The sequence below is a fragment of the Prosthecobacter algae genome (genome assembly GCF_039542385.1).
Classification (GTDB): domain Bacteria; phylum Verrucomicrobiota; class Verrucomicrobiia; order Verrucomicrobiales; family Verrucomicrobiaceae; genus Prosthecobacter; species Prosthecobacter algae.
Map to the genome: position 1 here is coordinate 36,558 of NZ_BAABIA010000011.1, position 16,637 is coordinate 53,194.

Annotated in this window: 10 protein-coding genes; 4 read left to right on the plus strand and 6 right to left on the minus strand. The window is 57.0% G+C overall.

The window, feature by feature from the left end; all coding sequences use genetic code 11:
* Positions 1 to 73: 73 nt before the first annotated feature.
* From ABEB25_RS21840 to ABEB25_RS21850, 3 genes are read left to right on the plus strand one after another with little or no spacing between them, the layout of a single operon-like run.
* The gene (locus ABEB25_RS21840; RefSeq protein WP_345738572.1) at positions 74 to 6,055 is read left to right on the plus strand and encodes an Ig-like domain-containing protein; all 5,982 of its coding nucleotides are present in this window, start codon (positions 74 to 76) and stop codon (positions 6,053 to 6,055) included.
* Between the two features lie 31 nt (positions 6,056 to 6,086).
* The gene (locus ABEB25_RS21845) at positions 6,087 to 7,127 is read left to right on the plus strand and encodes a quinone-dependent dihydroorotate dehydrogenase (protein ID WP_345738573.1); all 1,041 of its coding nucleotides are present in this window, start codon (positions 6,087 to 6,089) and stop codon (positions 7,125 to 7,127) included.
* Between the two features lie 30 nt (positions 7,128 to 7,157).
* A complete protein-coding gene (locus tag ABEB25_RS21850) occupies positions 7,158 to 7,397 on the plus strand; it encodes a CDGSH iron-sulfur domain-containing protein (RefSeq protein ID WP_345738574.1) in 240 nt (79 codons plus the stop codon).
* A 12-nt stretch (positions 7,398 to 7,409) separates the two neighbouring features.
* Here the strand turns inward: ABEB25_RS21850 and ABEB25_RS21855 are convergent, their stop codons facing one another.
* Positions 7,410 to 7,868: a tRNA (cytidine(34)-2'-O)-methyltransferase gene (locus ABEB25_RS21855; RefSeq protein WP_345738575.1), complete on the minus strand. Its 459-nt coding sequence runs from the start codon at positions 7,866 to 7,868 to the stop codon at positions 7,410 to 7,412.
* A 122-nt stretch (positions 7,869 to 7,990) separates the two neighbouring features.
* Positions 7,991 to 8,455 (minus strand): hypothetical protein, encoded by a 465-nt coding sequence (locus ABEB25_RS21860; RefSeq protein WP_345738576.1) that lies wholly within the window; start codon positions 8,453 to 8,455, stop codon positions 7,991 to 7,993.
* Between the two features lie 199 nt (positions 8,456 to 8,654).
* Here ABEB25_RS21860 and ABEB25_RS21865 point away from each other — a divergent pair, with 199 nt between their 5' ends.
* Positions 8,655 to 9,593 carry a sugar phosphate isomerase family gene (locus ABEB25_RS21865; RefSeq protein WP_345738577.1) on the plus strand — a complete coding sequence of 313 codons (939 nt, stop codon included), beginning with the start codon at positions 8,655 to 8,657 and terminating at the stop codon, positions 9,591 to 9,593.
* Positions 9,594 to 9,803: 210 nt separating this feature from the next.
* Here ABEB25_RS21865 and ABEB25_RS21870 read toward each other — a convergent pair whose 3' ends face one another.
* The 4 genes from ABEB25_RS21870 to ABEB25_RS21885 form a co-directional block, all read right to left on the minus strand.
* Positions 9,804 to 10,376 (minus strand): hypothetical protein, encoded by a 573-nt coding sequence (locus ABEB25_RS21870; RefSeq protein WP_345738578.1) that lies wholly within the window; start codon positions 10,374 to 10,376, stop codon positions 9,804 to 9,806.
* Between the two features lie 219 nt (positions 10,377 to 10,595).
* Entirely contained in the window at positions 10,596 to 11,210 is a 615-nt protein-coding gene (locus tag ABEB25_RS21875) for a hypothetical protein (RefSeq protein WP_345738579.1), read from the minus strand.
* 6 nt (positions 11,211 to 11,216) lie between these two features.
* Positions 11,217 to 14,633 (minus strand): hypothetical protein, encoded by a 3,417-nt coding sequence (locus tag ABEB25_RS21880; protein WP_345738580.1) that lies wholly within the window; start codon positions 14,631 to 14,633, stop codon positions 11,217 to 11,219.
* Between the two features lie 173 nt (positions 14,634 to 14,806).
* The gene (locus ABEB25_RS21885) at positions 14,807 to 16,627 is read right to left on the minus strand and encodes a protein-disulfide reductase DsbD family protein (protein WP_345738581.1); all 1,821 of its coding nucleotides are present in this window, start codon (positions 16,625 to 16,627) and stop codon (positions 14,807 to 14,809) included.
* Positions 16,628 to 16,637: the final 10 nt, after the last annotated feature.

Genomic DNA, 16,637 nt, shown 5'->3' on the forward strand with positions numbered 1-16,637 from the left:
ATGTTAAGATTTACCTTTAGCTGCGAGAGAGGTCTTGACCGAAGGGGGTAGGTAAGTTGAAGTGAGACTGTTCATGCGTGCCCTAGCCCCCCTCTTTGTTCTGTTTGGCACTTTTGCGGCCTGCCTGTGCGCAGCGCCGGGTGATTTGGATCCTGGGTACAGGCCCTCGGTGTATGCCAGTTCCTCAATACGTGGCATCTACAGCATCAGCCTCAACGAGGATGGAAATGCGACCGTGGGGGGGGCTCTGTTTGGGCACGAGGTTGGCGATAGTTATGAAATCATTAGAGAAGTTTCTCCAGAAGGAAATCGGTCTCCATCATTTGATGCGGTATCTCTGAATATCGCGGGGAGTTCCATCATCCGGCAATGGGATGATAAAGTCTTGGTGGGAGGTCCAAACTTTTTCGTTCCCATAAATAATTATCGGGGTGTTCAGCGGCTGAACCGTGATGGTAGCTTGGATGAGAGTTTTGCGGCTCACGTCTCAAATGGGACAGTTAATGCCATGGTCATCCAGCCGGACGGCAAGATCATCATCGGAGGCTCTTTTCTGACGGTGAACGGCGTCGCCAAAACGAAGCTGGCCCGACTGAATGCTGATGGGAGTCTTGATGAAGGCTTCAACCCTTCAGTCACGGGCAATGTGAACACGATGGCCATTGTGGCGGATCAAAAGATCATTCTGGGAGGTAACTTCAGCGCCATCAATGGCAGCTTTCGTAACTCCATGGCTCGACTGAATGCGGATGGATCCCTGGATGAAGCGTTTCAGACTTCTATTCAAAGGAGCATCGGCACACTACCAGGATATGTTTACAGTGTGGTTGTCCATGCAAATGGTGAGCTGACGGTGGGGGGAGAATTTAGCCACGTCAACGGATCAACGAGTTCAAACTTGGTGCGCTTACGCGAAGACGGCACGGTGTTGAAAAGGTTGTCAACATCCTCACATATTCGAACCATAGTTCTCCAAGCTGATGGGAAGCTTCTGGTCGGAGGGGCAGGTCCAACTGTGTATACTACTGAGCTTGCCTCGTATCCCTCATTGATGCGTTTGATGGCGGATGGTTCTACGGATGCTACATTCCTACCCCCTAACTTAAAAACCGGGGGGAATAAAAACTTCCGGCTTAACGCTTTGGCACTGCAAAAAGATGGGAAGTTGTTATTTGGGCTCGCCCTAAATACCTTCCAACTATTACCAGCGGCCCCTCTGCTGCTGCATCGACTCGAAAATGATGCTGCCACTGAGAGTCTCACGATGACTGGAGGCAACCGTATCGAGTGGTTGCGTGGAGGTACGGCACCCGAGGTATCGGAGGTTCGCTTCGAAATCAGTGAAAACGGTTCTGACTGGCAGTTTTTGGGGGATGGCACCCGCATTGGAAATGGCTGGGAACTCCGTGAACTCAGTTTGCCTGCCAGTGGATTCTTGAGAGCCCGTGGGCGGACATGTGGAGGCAGTTTCAATGGTTCTTATGGACTGGTTGGCAAGACGATTCCAATTGGCAGCGGCACTGCCCAGATCGTTCTGGAATCTCCGGATGAGGAGGTGCATGCTGGAGATGCTGGTGTTTATGAATTCGGCAGCAACTATGGAGTCAGGATCTTTAAAATTCGCAATTCAGGAACTGCTGTCCTGCGAATTGAGAGTATCTCCTTTGAGAATGCAGTAAGCTGTCTCATCAGTGCTAACAGCGAAGGAATGGACCGCAGTCTGGAGCCCGGCGCAGAGACTTCCTTCGCCGTTTTTATGGATCCTCGGATTAGTTATTCTTCCCCAAATCCGGCGGCGGCGATGAAAATTACCAGCAATGCAGGAGATAATCCTGAGATCCAATTATCGCTATCTGGAGAGTTTGCTCACAGTCCAACTGCAAATATTGATTCTATAAGTTTATACTATAATCAGAACAATGGAGATTATGTAAATCTTCCTTTTACAAGGTATTTTTTTCCCGAGCGAACAGGCTATGCGCTTTTGATTCCATCGTATCTGCGCTCAGCCGATTTACGGGTTTTCTTTAATGATTACATAGACGGTGTTTATCTGGGGATGCGCGCATTAAAGATAAACGGAACAAGTTCAAATTTAGAGGGCATTGTTCGTTTAAACTTCGCCCTGGTTCCAGAGCCCATTGTCATCGAGTCACTGTCGCCGGATGGGCAGAATTGGAAGACTTACACCATTCGTGTTTATCGTAGCCCGCCGAAGCCGGGAGAGTTTGACCCGACCTTTGCTCCTCAGGAGTATTTAGGTAACAGTGCAGATGCCATCTTACCCGACGGGAAAATACTTTTGAGTGGAAGGCGACGGAATTTGGATGGCTCGCTCGATAGTACTTTTCTGAATTTTGAGGAGTCCACCAGACGCAATGGAGTTCATGTGCAATCTGATTTAGGAATATTGTTCGAAGATCAAAACAGCATCAAAAGGTTGGGGCCTAATGGGCAAAGCCAATGGTATTCCTCTTATCTTCACAGTCCCGATACGTTCGTGAAAGTTCGGGATGGTTCTATTCTGACGGGCAGCCGCTCCTTTGTCTCATCCAAACGATCTCTGACTAGGCTTTCATCCCTGGGAGAATTGGATGAAACTTATGAGTCACCTGTTTGGGGGGATATCTTTGCCATGCTGGAACTGCCGGACGGGCGCACACTTGTCAGTGGGGATTTGTCTTCACGATTGGGTTCTACTCAAATGGCTGTAGGGCGGTTGCTCGCCGATGGAAGTTTGGATGCGACGTATCCGGTGGTTTCTAGCAATGGCGATATCGAGGCGATGATCCTGCAGCCGGATGGCAAGATTTTGCTGTATGGCACATTCACTCAGATCTTGGAGCAGTCGAGGAATGGTTGCGCCCGTCTAAACGCAGACGGAACTCTGGATACCAGCTTTGTTCCTGCTCTCGGATCGTCGGCGCGCATCGAAGCAGCCGTGTTGCAGGCGGATGGCAAAATCCTCCTGGCTGGACCTTTCGGAAATATCAATTCATCCACGCTGACTCTGATCCGGCTAAACTCGGATGGCAGCTTTGATCGCAGCTTGGAGGCCTATTCCTCTTCGTGGCATGCATCCAATCTCCTGATGCAGAAAAATGGATCCATTGTGCTTTCTGGCTCCTTTGAAAAGTTGAACCAGGTTCCTGTAAACAGGGTTGCCCGTCTTCATAACGGTCCGGCCACTGAAAGCCTGACGGTGCCTGATGCGACCCGGGTACTCTGGGAGCGAGGCGGGACGGCACCGGAGGCGCTGGATGTGTACTTTGAATGCAGCACAGATGAAGGTGAGACTTGGACCTGGCTGGGGCAGGGAAGTTACATCACCAGTGGATGGGAACTGACCGGGCTGAACCTGCCTGCTGCTGGGAAAGTGCGTGCCCGCGCGGTGCTGCAAAGCGGCCACAAAAGCCGCAGCCGAGGCCTGGTGGAAACTGTCGCCGCATTTGCCTTCACCCCAGCGGCGCTGGTGGTGGAGGATGGTGCGGGCCAACCCTGGGTCTCTGGTGCCTCAGCGGATTTTGGCCAAGCGGGGTTGGGTGGAGTGCAGCGGCAAAATCTTGTCCTGAAGAACACCGGCGAAACCCGGCTGGAGGACATCCGTGTGGAGATTGACGGGGTGAATGCAGCGGATTTCCGCCTTCTAGAGCCTGCTATCGCGACCTTGCCGAAGGCTGGTGAGCAGTCATTGCAACTCCTCTTCATTCCGTCCCAACTGGGAACTCGTACTGCTGTGGCCAGAATTTACAGTTCTGACCTGACGGAACCTATGCAGATCCAGCTCACAGGTGTGGGTATCAAGCCTTTGGTTCCTACCGTGAAAACGCTGCCCGCCACAGAAGTGCATCCTGCCTCGGTCCGGCTCAATGGAACCGTGAATATCCGTGGTTTGGTGAGGGAGGTTTTCTTTGAGTACGGCACTACCCCGAGCCTGGGCAATCTGCGGATGCTTTCAGCCGGAACAGAGGAAGGGTTTGAAGACCAGACGGTGCAGCAGACTCTGAGCGGGCTGTTGCCGAAAACGCGATATTACTTCCGCATTCGTGCCGCCAGCGCAGAGGGGGGAGCGGTGGGAGCTACCCTGAGCTTTGTGACGGGCAATAGCGCACCCGTGGCCCGCGATGATCAGTGGATCTTTGTCCGCACGCCGGGTTCGCTTTCTCTGAATGTCCTGGCCAATGATGAAGATCCTGATGGCGATGCCCTGTCTCTGGCCTCGTTCACGCCACCACTGCCGGAAGGTAGCGGTTCCTTAGTCAAGGTAGGCAATGCCCTGGTCTATACGCCTTCGGAGAGTGGCTACCAGAGTTCCTTTACGTACCGAGTGAAGGACGCAGCCGGGGCATTGTCGGAACCTGCTACCGTGCGTATCACCCTGAATGTTGCCAATTTATCGGCATCCAACTCGGGATTGATCTCCGCCGCAGGCCAGACCTATTCCCTGAACCTCAGGACCTATGCATTATGGAAGGTGCTGAATCCGCTGCCGTGGGTGCGGGTGGATGTGATGGAAGGTTTTGGGGACCGCCGCCTGCAGATCACTGTGCTGCCGAATACGACGGTGAAACCGCGCTCTGGAACGATCAGCATTGGCTATGCCACCCATGCGATCACCCAGGATGGTGTCTTGTTGCCAGTACTTGAGCAACCTGGGCTGCCGCTGCCTCCGGCCTATGTGGGGGCGGCGTTTGAGCTGCCCATTTCCACCCAGAATCTTCCGGTGATTTATACAGTCAAGAACCTGCCTCCTGGCCTAACCATAAGCGGTGCTACGGGAGTGATCTCCGGCGTGCCTACGCGTGCGGGGAACTACGCCATCAGCATCAAGGCCCGGAACGTCGCGGGAGCAGCGGTGGATACGGTGTTGCTGGACCTGGATGTCAACGAACTGCCTCGGGAGTTCCAGGGCAGGCATGAAGGCGTCATTTCAATCAACGAGAGCCAACCTCGAAGTCTGGGCGGTCGCTATGAGCTGACCGTGACTGCGACGGGAGCCTTTACGGGCAAGGTCACTCTGGGCAGTAAAACGGAGGCCATGAAAGGCAGTCTGGCAGTGGACCCAGCCGTGCCCACAAAGGCGATCGGCACCACCACCTTGACCAGTGGGAAGAACGCGCCACTGCGTCAGTTCAAGGTAGAATTGCACTCCGACGGTGACGGCAGCCATGAGGCCGAGTTGCTGACGGGTGGTGTGAAAACGGATGACGGTCACGGATGGTGGATTCCCTGGAACGGGAAGGATCGCCTGGCCACTGCGTATGCAGAAACGTACAGCTTTGTGACCTCGCCCGTGGAGTCGGAAGGTTCCGCGCCGGAAGGTCATGGTTATGGCTCCTTCAGCGTGGTGGAAAAAACGGGCGCGGTGAAGATCTCTGGCCGTCTGGCCGATGGCACCCCTTACATCTCCAGCGCTTTCGTGAGTGGCAGGGGAGACATCGTTGTCTATCAGTCGCTCTATTCTCAAGGCGGGGCGCTGGTGGGTGGTCTTGCTGTGGAGAGCCATGAGAATCGGGCGCTCAATGGTGTCCTTGGGGCATTGGACTGGGTGAAGCATCCGGTGGACATTAAAGTGAAGGATCTGGCCTATCGCGGTGGCTTTGGCGTTCTGGAACTGGGACCTCGTGGGGGCGTGTTGCCTAAGCTGGCTCCTGGAGGTCGCATCCTGGACCTGCCAGAAAGCGAGTCCCCACAGGCAGAGCTGAAGTTCAGTGGTGGTGGGGGGCCCGCGCCCTTTGATGCTGAGGTCATCGTGACCAACCCTTCCGCCAAAGGCCTAACGAACAAAGCGACCGTCAGCACGACTCCGGAGGCGGTGACCCTGCCTGTGCTGGATGTGAAAAAGGGCACTTTTAGCGGCAGCTTCACGCTGGCGGGCAGCGCCCCTTCGCTGAACCGTAAAACGGCTTTTTCGGGCCAGATTGTTCAGATTGAGGGAGTGGTGAAGGGGTATGGCTTTTTCATGCTGCCGGAGCTTCCTGCCGAGGGCGGAAGCCTGAAGACCTCGTCTCGACATTCGGGGGCTGTTTTGTTTCAGGCTGCGCCGTCGCCTTGACACGGGGCGGGGCCGCGCTTTGTGAAGGGGAATGTCCCTCATTGCCAATCTCTACCCGATTCTGAAACCCTGGCTGTTCCGCATGGATGCGGAGCGCGCGCATGAGTGGACGACGCGGATGATGCGCATCTCCCACAGCCTGGGGCTGCTGACGGTGGGGCAGGAGAATGTGCCAGTCACGCCAGTGGAGTGCCTGGGGCTGCGCTTTCCCAATGTTCTGGGGCTGGCGGCCGGGATGGACAAGTCCGCCTCGGCCGTGGAGGCCTGGGCGGCGGTCGGGTTTGGTTTTGTGGAGGTGGGCACGCTGACGCCGCGCCCGCAGCCGGGCAACCCGAAGCCGCGCCTTTTCCGCCTACCGGAGCATGAGGCGCTGATCAACCGCATGGGCTTCAACAACCCTGGCATCCACTCCGCCGTGAAACGCCTGAAAAACCGCCGCACCTCAGCGGTGGTCGGCGTGAACATCGGCAAGAATTTTGACACGCCGAATGAAGGGGCGGTGAACGACTACCTGCTGGGGCTGAAGGCGGCCTACCCGGTGGCCGACTACATCGCGGTCAACATCTCCAGCCCGAACACCAAGGGGCTGCGCGATCTGCAGGCCGAAGACTCGATCCGCGCCCTGCTGGGAGCCCTGAAGAATGAGCAGGCCCGCCTGGCTGCGGAGCATGGAAAAACGAAACCGGTGCTGGTGAAGATCGCCCCGGATCTGGAGGAAGCCCAGATTGAGGCGCTGGCCCGCGTGTTCAATGAACTGGCAGTGGATGGCGTCATCGCCACGAATACGACGATCAACCGCGCTGCCGTGGCGGGCCACGCTTTAGAAAACGAGGCTGGGGGCCTCAGTGGGGCTCCCGTGACCCAGCGCTCCACGGAAGTGATCCGCGCCTTCCGCAGCCTGCTTAATCCAGGCACGCCCATCATCGGGGTGGGTGGCATTCTCAGCGGCCAGCAGGCAGCGGACAAGCTGCAGGCCGGGGCCCAACTGGTGCAGGTTTACAGCGGTCTGGTTTATCGTGGTCCTGGTCTGGTGCAGGATGTGTTGCAAAAGGTGGGGCAGGGGCTGAAGTAACCCTCTAGGAAAGCCCTCCCAGGCACCGCCATGCTGCCTAAAATCTACGATACCCAACCTGCCATCCTCGATCTGGAGGCGGGGGAGTATTTCTGGTGTTCCTGCGGGCTGAGTGGGCACCAGCCCATGTGCGATGGCGAGCATACGGGCACCGGGTTGCGCTCGAAAAAATTCATTCTGACCGAACGCAGCATCGTGCGCCTGTGCAATTGCAAGCAGACCCGCACACCGCCCTTTTGCGATGGCAGCCACGCTGCCCTGAACGGCTAATTTTAGCCCTCCTCACAGTCCGCCCCGCTGCCGGACGGCTTCATAGAGGGTGATGGCTACCGCCGTGGCAAGATTCAGGCTGCGCGTGCCCAGCATGGGGATGCGCAAAACGTTGTCCAGGCTGGTCTGCATCAGCGTTTCTGGCACGCCGCGTGTCTCGGGGCCGAAAACGAGGTAAAGGTCTTCGCTGTGGGTAAAGTCGGCTTCCCAGTGCAGCTTTGTGCCCTGGACCTCCACGTAGAAAAACTCGGCCTCGGTCGAGGTTGCGGCCTGCATTTCCTCCCAGGAATCCCAGACCTGCACATCGACCTCCGCCCAGTAGTCCAGCCCGCTGCGTTTCAGGTACTTGTCTTCCAGGCTGAATCCCAGCGGCTTGATGAGGTGCAGCCGTGCGCCGGTGGCCAGGCACAGGCGGCCCGCAGCCCCGGTGTTGTGGGGGATTTCAGGTTGATAAAGGACGATGTGCAGCATGGACGGGAGCCGGGCACCGGAAGCCAGCCTCCATCGAAAAGCAAGGAGCGACCTTTGTCCGCCTGCTTTTCACATGCCTTCATTGGCCTAACAGAGAGTGTGTTATTGATCTGGGGTGCCACCTATCTGCGGGTGACTAAAAAAGCACGCTTGGCGGCCTCCATGCGCAGGGTTTCCACCCGGTGGATCTGGCTGGTGGCGGTGAGCTGGAGGGAGGGGAGTTCCAGTCCTGTGTCCAGGCATTCCAGGGAGCGCCACAGTCGCAGCTTGCCCTCGATGCCCAAAATTAGCACCTCCAGGGCTTCCAAAAGTCCCAACTCATCATCGCCGGAATTCACTTTGGCCTGAAGCGCCTTTTCTGCCATCCAGGCCCCGGCCTTTTTGAGGGTGCCTTCAGACTGGCCCAGGCGGTCTAACAAATTTTTTAGTTGCTGCTGGTCGGTCTCTACTTCGGCCTTCAGCGTCTGGATTTGTTCAGCTTCCGGGCGGGCACCATAGGTGGTGATGAGGTGATCGAGAAGCTGCAAGGCGGCGACGGAGCCCGCCAGATGGTCTCTGAGGTAAAGAGTCAGGTTTTCAAGATTCACACGCAGGCATCGTTTTTGCGGCCATCGGTGCGCTTGTGAGGTAGCCCTAGGGAGCCTTTTGGACGGTCATTATCACAATAACACAGCCCTTGGACAGGAATGGGAGACTTTTCTGTCTTGGCAAAGGGGCGGTTAGCCGACAAACTCACCTTTCTGTCCGCGTTTGTCTTTCCGCAACCCCTCATCCTGCCCCGATCCTATGCCCCGCAAACTCAGCCACATCGCCCCAGACTGGTGGGACTACACCACGCTCGACCATGACCTGATCAACGACGCGGCCCGCCTCACGGAGCGTGATCTGCGCCAGCTCTCCCGCCCTGGGTTCAAGGTAGTCATGTATGATACCCTGGAGGATTTTTATCTGGCCCAGGCCCTGGAGTATATTCATGCCTGGAAGCAGGCCTCGGCGGACAATCCGGCGGGCATTTGCGGCCCCATCGGTCCTACGGAGCAGCTTCCCCTGGTGGCGCGCCTCGTCAATGACCTGGGCATTTCCATCAAGGACGGCCACTTCTGGGGCATGGACGAGTGGTATGACCCGGAAACCAAAAAGGAGGTCTCCATGGAGCATCCGCTGTCCTTTGAAAAGGCGGACCGGGAGCTGTGCTTTGACCGTATCCAGAAAAAGCTGGTCATGCCCGATGCGCACATGCATTTCCCGAAGGCGGATGTGACCGACTATGTGAAAAGCTGGCACTCCGGTGTGCGCTGCATCGTCATGCAGGGCGGCCAGGGCGACATCAAGCACTGGGCCTTCAACGACCCGCTGAAGCGTACGGGCAAGTGGAAGAACGAGCCGCCACCGCCCGCTGAATACCGCAAGCTGGGCACCCGCATTGTGGATCTCCATCCGGTGACCCTGTCCCAAAACGCCCGCACCTCAGGTGGTGGCAATATCACCATGGTGCCGCAGATGGCTATCACGGTGGGGCCGAAGGAAACCTGGATGGCGGAGAAGGTGAGCATCTGGCAGGCCGGCATGCATGACAATCCGCTGGGGCAACGCCTCACTGCGCTGATGATCTCCAAGCGGCTGGCTGACTCCTCCGTGCCGATGTCACTGCTGGCCGATCACCAGAATGTGCAGTTCAACTATTTCCGCGGCGGCCTCGGCAGTTGCGCGGTCGAGATGCACTGAGTTTGAATCATTTACGGGGCTGGTGCTGGAGGCCGATGGCCTATCGCACCAGCCCTTTTTTGCACCATCAAAGCTTGGCTAACGCTGAGGTTTCGGCAGGGCAGGGGCTTCATTGATGATCTCGATCGCGCGTTCCAGCGCGGCGTCTTCTGATTCTTGCTGAACGGTGTAAAACTGGTGAGCAGAGCAAGCTGCACTTGCCGAGGTGGTTCACTGAGTCACTTCAACAGGAGTGATGACCGTTCGCTTGTCATCCTTGAGATACTTGTCGAACAAGGCGTTGGTCTGCGTCGGGTTATATTCAGCCAGCTTCGTTCGCTTCAAGTGATCGCCCTCGATCGTGTAGGCGTAGATGCGGGCGATGGGATCACCAGCGCGGGGGCTATCAATCTGTTGCGTGACGAGCGCGTGTTGCCCCAACTCATTAATCTGACCAACAAAGCATGCTTTGACGTCGATTTGAGGCACCGCACCGGGACCAAATGCGTCCTCACCTTGATTCTGCACACCAGTTGATTCTGTGAACGTGTTGGCAGCTACGCCAGCAAGAAAAACTTCCCACGCGGGGAGCTGTCCTGCGGCAACATCTTCGTGGTAGTATTCCTTGCGCGTCAGGAAGGTTTCATTTTTACCATCGCCATTGATGTCCGCTTGCCATTTCAGCAAGACGGAAGGCACTGGATACTGAGTGGTTGTTCGATAGAACGCCACCGGGTCAACGATCTGCGCAGAGACGCAATGCGTCGATGCAAACAACAGTGCAGCTAGGGCGAAGGCTTTCATACTATTCGATTTGAGAGTTAACACATTGAGCGTAGTCGTTGATGTTTTGGAGAAAGCGCCTGGCTGGAGTGCTGGTTCTTCGCCCAATGTTCCAGCAGCTTCTGTGAAAGCTGGAGGCGGTGGGTTCCCATGTGTGCGGAGCATCCCTGAGGTTGGTAACGGGCGGAGTCGCGAGCTTTGCGAAGCGCTGGAGTTGGCTCGCCGCACGTTGCAGGCCGATCACTTCCGGTTCTTCACCAGCAACCACAGCAGACCAGTTACCGCCACGATCAAAACGATGATGATGCTCCACGGCGTTGATGAGGTCGGCTCCTCGCTCGGTGTTGTTTCGGGCTTTGCTTCGGGTGCCATCGGCGTTGGCGGTTGCACCACTGGCGGCTTCGGTGCTGGCGTGGTTTCTGTTGTCTGTGGTTCCGCAGTGCCTGGTGTGGTCTTGGGGGATGGATTCAAAGCAGCCAATAGGCTACTCCTATACTTTTCGGACGCCACTATCTGCCTCGAATCCGGCATGCTTGAGAGTGACGGCTCTATTGCGACGGCTACATCTTCCGCAAGCATGAGTATCGCTGATCTTGTTTCACTGTCCCTCGGATCGTCCTCCTTCCACACAGATGATCGTGACAGAACATACTGAACCATTTCCATTCTTAGCGAGGGGTTACCGCTATCACGCATGCGGCCCTGAACTTCAGCCCACCACTTTGCCTTCTCACTTCGCAGAGCATCTAATGCATTAGCATCAAGATGATTCGATGAGACACTTTGTGCGCCCAGCGAGGAGAACGCTCCCAAGATGAGCGTAGCGATGTAAATGCGCATTGGTTTTTTCATCATACAAAACTACTTTGGAGACACGTTTGTTCCTGTGAGGGTAACATTCTGCAAATCAGCGTCCATGGTGAACTGCAGCTTGATATTGAAGTCTAGGAAGTCACTGGCGCGAAACCACTTCCGACCAACATTAAGGCGCACGAACTCCTTAAACTCGGCATAATCAGTCATACCCTCGCCTGCCTTCAGCCCCTTAATGGTCATGAACAGTTTTGGAGCATCGTGTGACAAGACCTCGCCTTGCTTGGTTTGATATGTTCCTGCTGATGTTGGGTTGTAAGGATCATTGATCTCGTCAATCACACCGGTGTCATCGTTGCCGGTGATAGAATCGGTTGGGAAGTTCACTGCAACATCAGCCTGATTGGCCTTTGGCTGGTTGGCGTAAAGTGCTCCGGCTCCATCTGGGAATAGACCCTTCGCGATACCTCCATTGTTGGTAATCGTTTCTTTAAATTGTCGTGACACGTCCCAGTGACGATTTGCGCCGCCGTCAAGAGTCGCTTGGCCGTTGTTCAAGATCGGGTGATTACCAGTGAGGCCGGATGGCTGAACTGTTCCCATCAAATCGGGAACCTCCGCTGTTTTGTCGAACATCGATTTTGGTTCAATTGCGAAAACCATTAGCCATGGTCTGTCCGGCTCTACAGTGACGGCAACGGAAGCATCACCAGCAATATTCGTCCGGCTCGTATTTCCCAAAATGACCGGCTGAGTGGGCTTACGCTCAAATCTACCGGCACCTCCCCACACGACCCATACATTCATCTGCGCAGCGACAGCCCCTCCTTGTTTCGCTTTGATCTTCACCTCGGTTGGGCCGGTGCCTGTAGCATCTCGCTTCACTCGCCGCTTTAGCGGCTCTGGAGGGTCGGTGGGCAACCCGCCATCCCACTGAACGATCTGATTGGCATTACCATCAGTGATCTGCTCTGCGGTGACTCCGACAGCCTTAAGAACTACATAATCCTGATTCAGCTCGGTGGACTTCTTCGGCGTGACGAAATGCTCAACGGTGCTCCCTGCTTTGGCCGATTTCACCACGTCTCCCACGACTCCGGCCATGTTGGCATCAGGCTCTATGTCAACCGGGAGGAGATAAACACTCCGCTTGAAAAAGCCATGAACCGTCAATGGGGGCGGGGGTGGCTCGATGCACAGGGTTTTGCCATCGGCAGCCACTGAGAGTCCATATTGATTCAGTGCTGAATCAACCGTCACGGAGGCTTTCGTTTCTCCTGCTGGCAGAGTGAACTCCACCTTGCCCACGACTTGCAGGGAGTTGGTGACCTCCGTCTCCGTGAAGACCAGATAAGTTCGCGTCTCCGCCGCTCCCACGGCTTTCTGCGCCTCCAAACGCACCCGCCGATAGTTGGAACGGAAGTCGTAGCCCAACCACTCAAAATCCGCCTTCACCGCCACAAAGTGAGGGATGAGTCCCACCCAGCGGACGTCCCCACCGGGAGATTGGGCTGGGTTGTATGAAGTCCAGGGGGTGACCGATGCTCCGGCATAGTCCAGGGCCTTGATGGTGGTCTCGGTCCATAGGGCAGCCTCATTCGCCTTGGGAATGGGCTGGTTATGCGGGGTGTAGGGAAAGTCCCGCTCCTGCTCAGGCCCCGCCAAGCTCCTCACAAAACCTTCATAATTGCCCGGCGTATCGCCTTCGCCTTCACCCTCTGCGGCCCAGCTTTTAAAAATGAACGTGGCCGGGGGCGTGGAGCCTGCGCTCTGGGGTGAGCTGCCCGCCGTCTGCTCCGCCGCATTGCTGAAGCCGTCGCCATCCGCATCGCCGCTGCCGCCGTGGATGCCGGCACTGCTCAGGGGATTCAGCAGGTTCGCCAGTTCCCAGTCGTCGCGCAGGCCGTCCCAATCTGTGTCCGAGTAGCGGGGATGGGTTCCTGCTGCCAGTTCCTGCGCATTGGTCAGCAGGTCGAGGTCAAAGTTGTCGGCATCATCGGTTAGGTTGTCGCCGTCCTGGTCGGCATTGAGGGCGTTCAGCCCCTTGGCCACCTCCCAGCCATCCGGCAGGCTGTCGCTATCGGTATCCGCCAGTAAAGGGTTCGTGTTGGCTGCTTGCTCTCCCAGGTTCGTCAGGTTGTCATTGTCAAAGTCATCGGCCCCGTCGCTGAGGCTGTCGGCATCTTCATCCGCGTCGTTTTTATCCAGGCCCTTCAGGGTTTCCCAGGTGTCGAAAAGACCGTCGCCGTCGGTATCCAGCACATCGTTGTAGCGCGGGTCACGGACATGGACGCCCAAGAGTTCGTCACGGTTTCCGTAGCCATCCCCATCCCAGTCATCGTCATAGTCATGAATGGAAAGCGGGCCGTTATCGCGCACCATCCCGGCAGGCAGCGGCAGCCCAGTCACCGCCTCATAGTCATTCAGCACCGCCCGCGTCTGGGGCAACTGTGTCACCGAATCGGTCACCTGGATTGTCACTGATTGCGAAACCATGCTCAAGGCTGCGTTGGGGTCCGTTCGCGCCTGGTATTCTTCTAGGTTGAAGAGGAAGTCCCCATCCGGGTCATCATAGGCATCCAGCGTATTCACAGGGTTCAGCCCATGGGCGATCTCCCACACATTGCTCATGCCATCGCCGTCCCAGTCCAGGATGAATCCCAGCGCACTGCTGCCCAGCGCCGTCTGAATGGCGACCGCCAAATCCTCCTCCGTGAAAAATTCAATGTAAGGGTAGGCATAGGAATAGTACATCAGCTCATCATGGTCGCTGACGCCGTCAGAGTCGGTATCCACCAGCAGCGGATCGCCAAAGATAGAGTCCAGCCCGTCCTCCAGTCCGTCACCATCCGTGTCCGGATCGTTCGGGTCCGTTTGCAAAAGCACCTCCTCCGCCGCATTCAGGCCATCGCGGTCATAGTCCGTCGGCTCCCAGTGGTTCGGCCTGGCCCAGCTCTCATAGTCATAGGTTTCACCCTCGCCGTTAGGCCAGTCCACATAGGCCCGGTTGTAGTGATAGCGGGTTAAGTTGCCAAAGATGATTTCATCCCGGTCCGAAAGCCCCTCACCATCAAAGTCGGTCAGGTGGGCCGTGATCCACCAAATGTCACCCCCATTCAAAGGCGAATAGCCACCTGGGGGCGTGTTTTGGAGCGGCTCAATGTCCAGCATCCCATTCTTGTCCACATCCCACAGCCGGGGGATCAGCACCACCCACTCCTCATAGTCTGTTAGGCCATCCATGTCACTGTCTGCCAAGAGTGGATTGGTCCCGGTGATGAGGAGCTCATCACTGTCCGTGATGAAGTCTCCGTCCGTGTCCGCCAGACTGGGGTTCGTCCCCAGGGTCAGCTCTTCCGCATCGCTCAGCCGATCGGCATCGGCACTGGCCGCTGCCGCCGGATACAGCCCCAGGGACTGCGCTTGGCCGCTCGCAGGCAGCATCCACACCAGGATCCCGGTCATCAAGACCGCCTGAAGCCATTTAGAGAAAAGACAGGTTTGTCGCACGCCTATCCTTTAGCCATCCTGCATCATCCTGACCAATCTACGATAGTGAACTTTCTGCCACCTGCTGATGTGGGTTTTAATCCGCTAACAAAAAGTGTGGCGGTTTTTGAGGCGAGGCGCTGTCCAGCTTACAGCCCCTGGAGGGCCGTCGAGACATTGTCCACGCTGAGCAGTTCTGGCAGGATCATGGGTTCCTCTTTCCCTGGCGTGTAGAGGACGTTCACCGGCACGGCGGCTTTGCCGAGATCCGACAGAGCTTTGGTGATGCGAGGGTCTTCGTTGGTCCAGTCGGCCTTCAGCAGCACCACCTTTTTGTCGGCGATGAGCTTCTGCAAGGCGGCGTCTTTGTACACCCGTTTGTTCACCTGGCAGGTGAAGCACCACTTGGCAGTGTAATCGATGTACACTGCTTTGTTGGCGGCGCGCAGTTCGGCCACTTTTTCGGGTGACCATGCTTCCCAGGTCAGGCCGCCTTCAACATGGCTGCCTCCGCTTACGGCCCCTTTTTCCACCTGGGGCCAGCCAAAGGCTAGGCCACCTCCGACGCAAAGCAGGGTCAGCAATACAGCGATGATGCGGGTGCGCTGAGGCTTATGCGGCAGGGACCAGCGGCCATAGATCCAGCAGCCCAGGGCCACGATGACGAGGCCAAAGAGGGTGAAGAGCATCGGTTGGCCCTCGACCATGCCGGTGAGCACCCAGGCCAGGAAGGCCACGGTGCCAAAGAGCAGGAAGGACATGCCTTGCTTGAAGCTTTCCATCCACGCACCAGGGCGGGGCAGGGAAGACACCAGCTTGGGGAACAGCGACAGGATGAGGAACGGACTGGCCAGACCGAGGCCGATCATGGTGAACATGAGCAGGGCCTGGACTGCTGGCAGGGTGACTGCATAGCCCAGCGCAGGCCCAAGGAAGGGGGCCGAGCAGGGAGTGGCGACGATGGTGGCCAGCAGGCCGGAAAAAAAGGAGCCGCTCACGCCTTGCTTGGCCTGGAGATCTGCGCCTACGCCCACGGCTGAAGCACCGATTTCGAACAGGCCGGCCATGTTCAGGCCAAAGATCAGGAAGAAGGCGCACAGCCCATAGACGAAGCCGGGGGACTGCAACTGGAAGCCCCAGGCCTTGCCCAGCGAAATCACCAGCCCGCCGAGAGCCCAAAAGCAGATGAGCACACCGAAGGTGTAGGCCAGGCCGTGCATGAGGACCTGCCGTTTGTCCTCACCCGCCTGCTGCACCACGCTCATGATCTTGATGCCCAGTACAGGAAACACGCAGGGCATGACATTCAGAATCAGCCCGCCGACAAAGGCGAAGAGCAGGTAACCGGCAAAGCTGCGCTCCGGAGCCTTGGCCACGGTGGCGGGAGTTTTTGCCTCCGCAATGCCCGAAGCAGGCGCAGACGTCATTTGGCCAAACACTTCCGCCATCGCCGGATCAGCCTCCGCCTTGTCGGCCAGTGCCACGGTTAGCTTGGCTTCGGGTTTGGCCGGCATGCAGTTCTGCGGATCGCAGACCAGGGCATCCACTTTGACGGAGATCTCGCCCACGTTGCCAGACTTGCCGTTAGGCGTGATCTTGGCGGGGAGGTAAACGGTGCCATCGTAACCCTGGCTGGTCTTGCCATCGGTGGAAGGCACCTCATGGGTATCCGGCCAGGGCAGCTCCTCCACAGTCCAGCCTTCGGGCAAGGTCCATTTCAAGGTGGTGGGCTTGCCGATGACATCAGCGGGCAGCACCTTGCCATAAGTATGCCAGTGAGGCTGATGCTCCAGCTTCACGGCGATGCGAAAGGATTCTCCGGGAGCTGCGGCCTTGACTTCCGAGACGAGGCTGGCTGTCACCTTGGCCGTGGCCGCATTAGGCGTCAGGTTGAACTGAGCAGAAGCAGGCCGCTGTGACGTGGCCAGCAGCAGGCAGAAGAACAAAAGACGCGAAACGGTTTGTAGCATAGTGATGATA

Coding starts and splice junctions, on each gene's coding strand:
- ABEB25_RS21845 (WP_345738573.1), top strand. CDS start 6,087: ATGTCCCTCATTGCCAATCTCTACCCGATTCTGAAACCCTGGCTGTTC.
- ABEB25_RS21885 (WP_345738581.1), bottom strand. CDS start 16,627: ATGCTACAAACCGTTTCGCGTCTTTTGTTCTTCTGCCTGCTGCTGGCC.
- ABEB25_RS21875 (WP_345738579.1), bottom strand. CDS start 11,210: ATGATGAAAAAACCAATGCGCATTTACATCGCTACGCTCATCTTGGGA.
- ABEB25_RS21870 (WP_345738578.1), bottom strand. CDS start 10,376: ATGAAAGCCTTCGCCCTAGCTGCACTGTTGTTTGCATCGACGCATTGC.
- ABEB25_RS21880 (WP_345738580.1), bottom strand. CDS start 14,633: ATGACCGGGATCCTGGTGTGGATGCTGCCTGCGAGCGGCCAAGCGCAG.
- ABEB25_RS21865 (WP_345738577.1), top strand. CDS start 8,655: ATGCCCCGCAAACTCAGCCACATCGCCCCAGACTGGTGGGACTACACC.
- ABEB25_RS21850 (WP_345738574.1), top strand. CDS start 7,158: ATGCTGCCTAAAATCTACGATACCCAACCTGCCATCCTCGATCTGGAG.
- ABEB25_RS21855 (WP_345738575.1), bottom strand. CDS start 7,868: ATGCTGCACATCGTCCTTTATCAACCTGAAATCCCCCACAACACCGGG.
- ABEB25_RS21840 (WP_345738572.1), top strand. CDS start 74: ATGCGTGCCCTAGCCCCCCTCTTTGTTCTGTTTGGCACTTTTGCGGCC.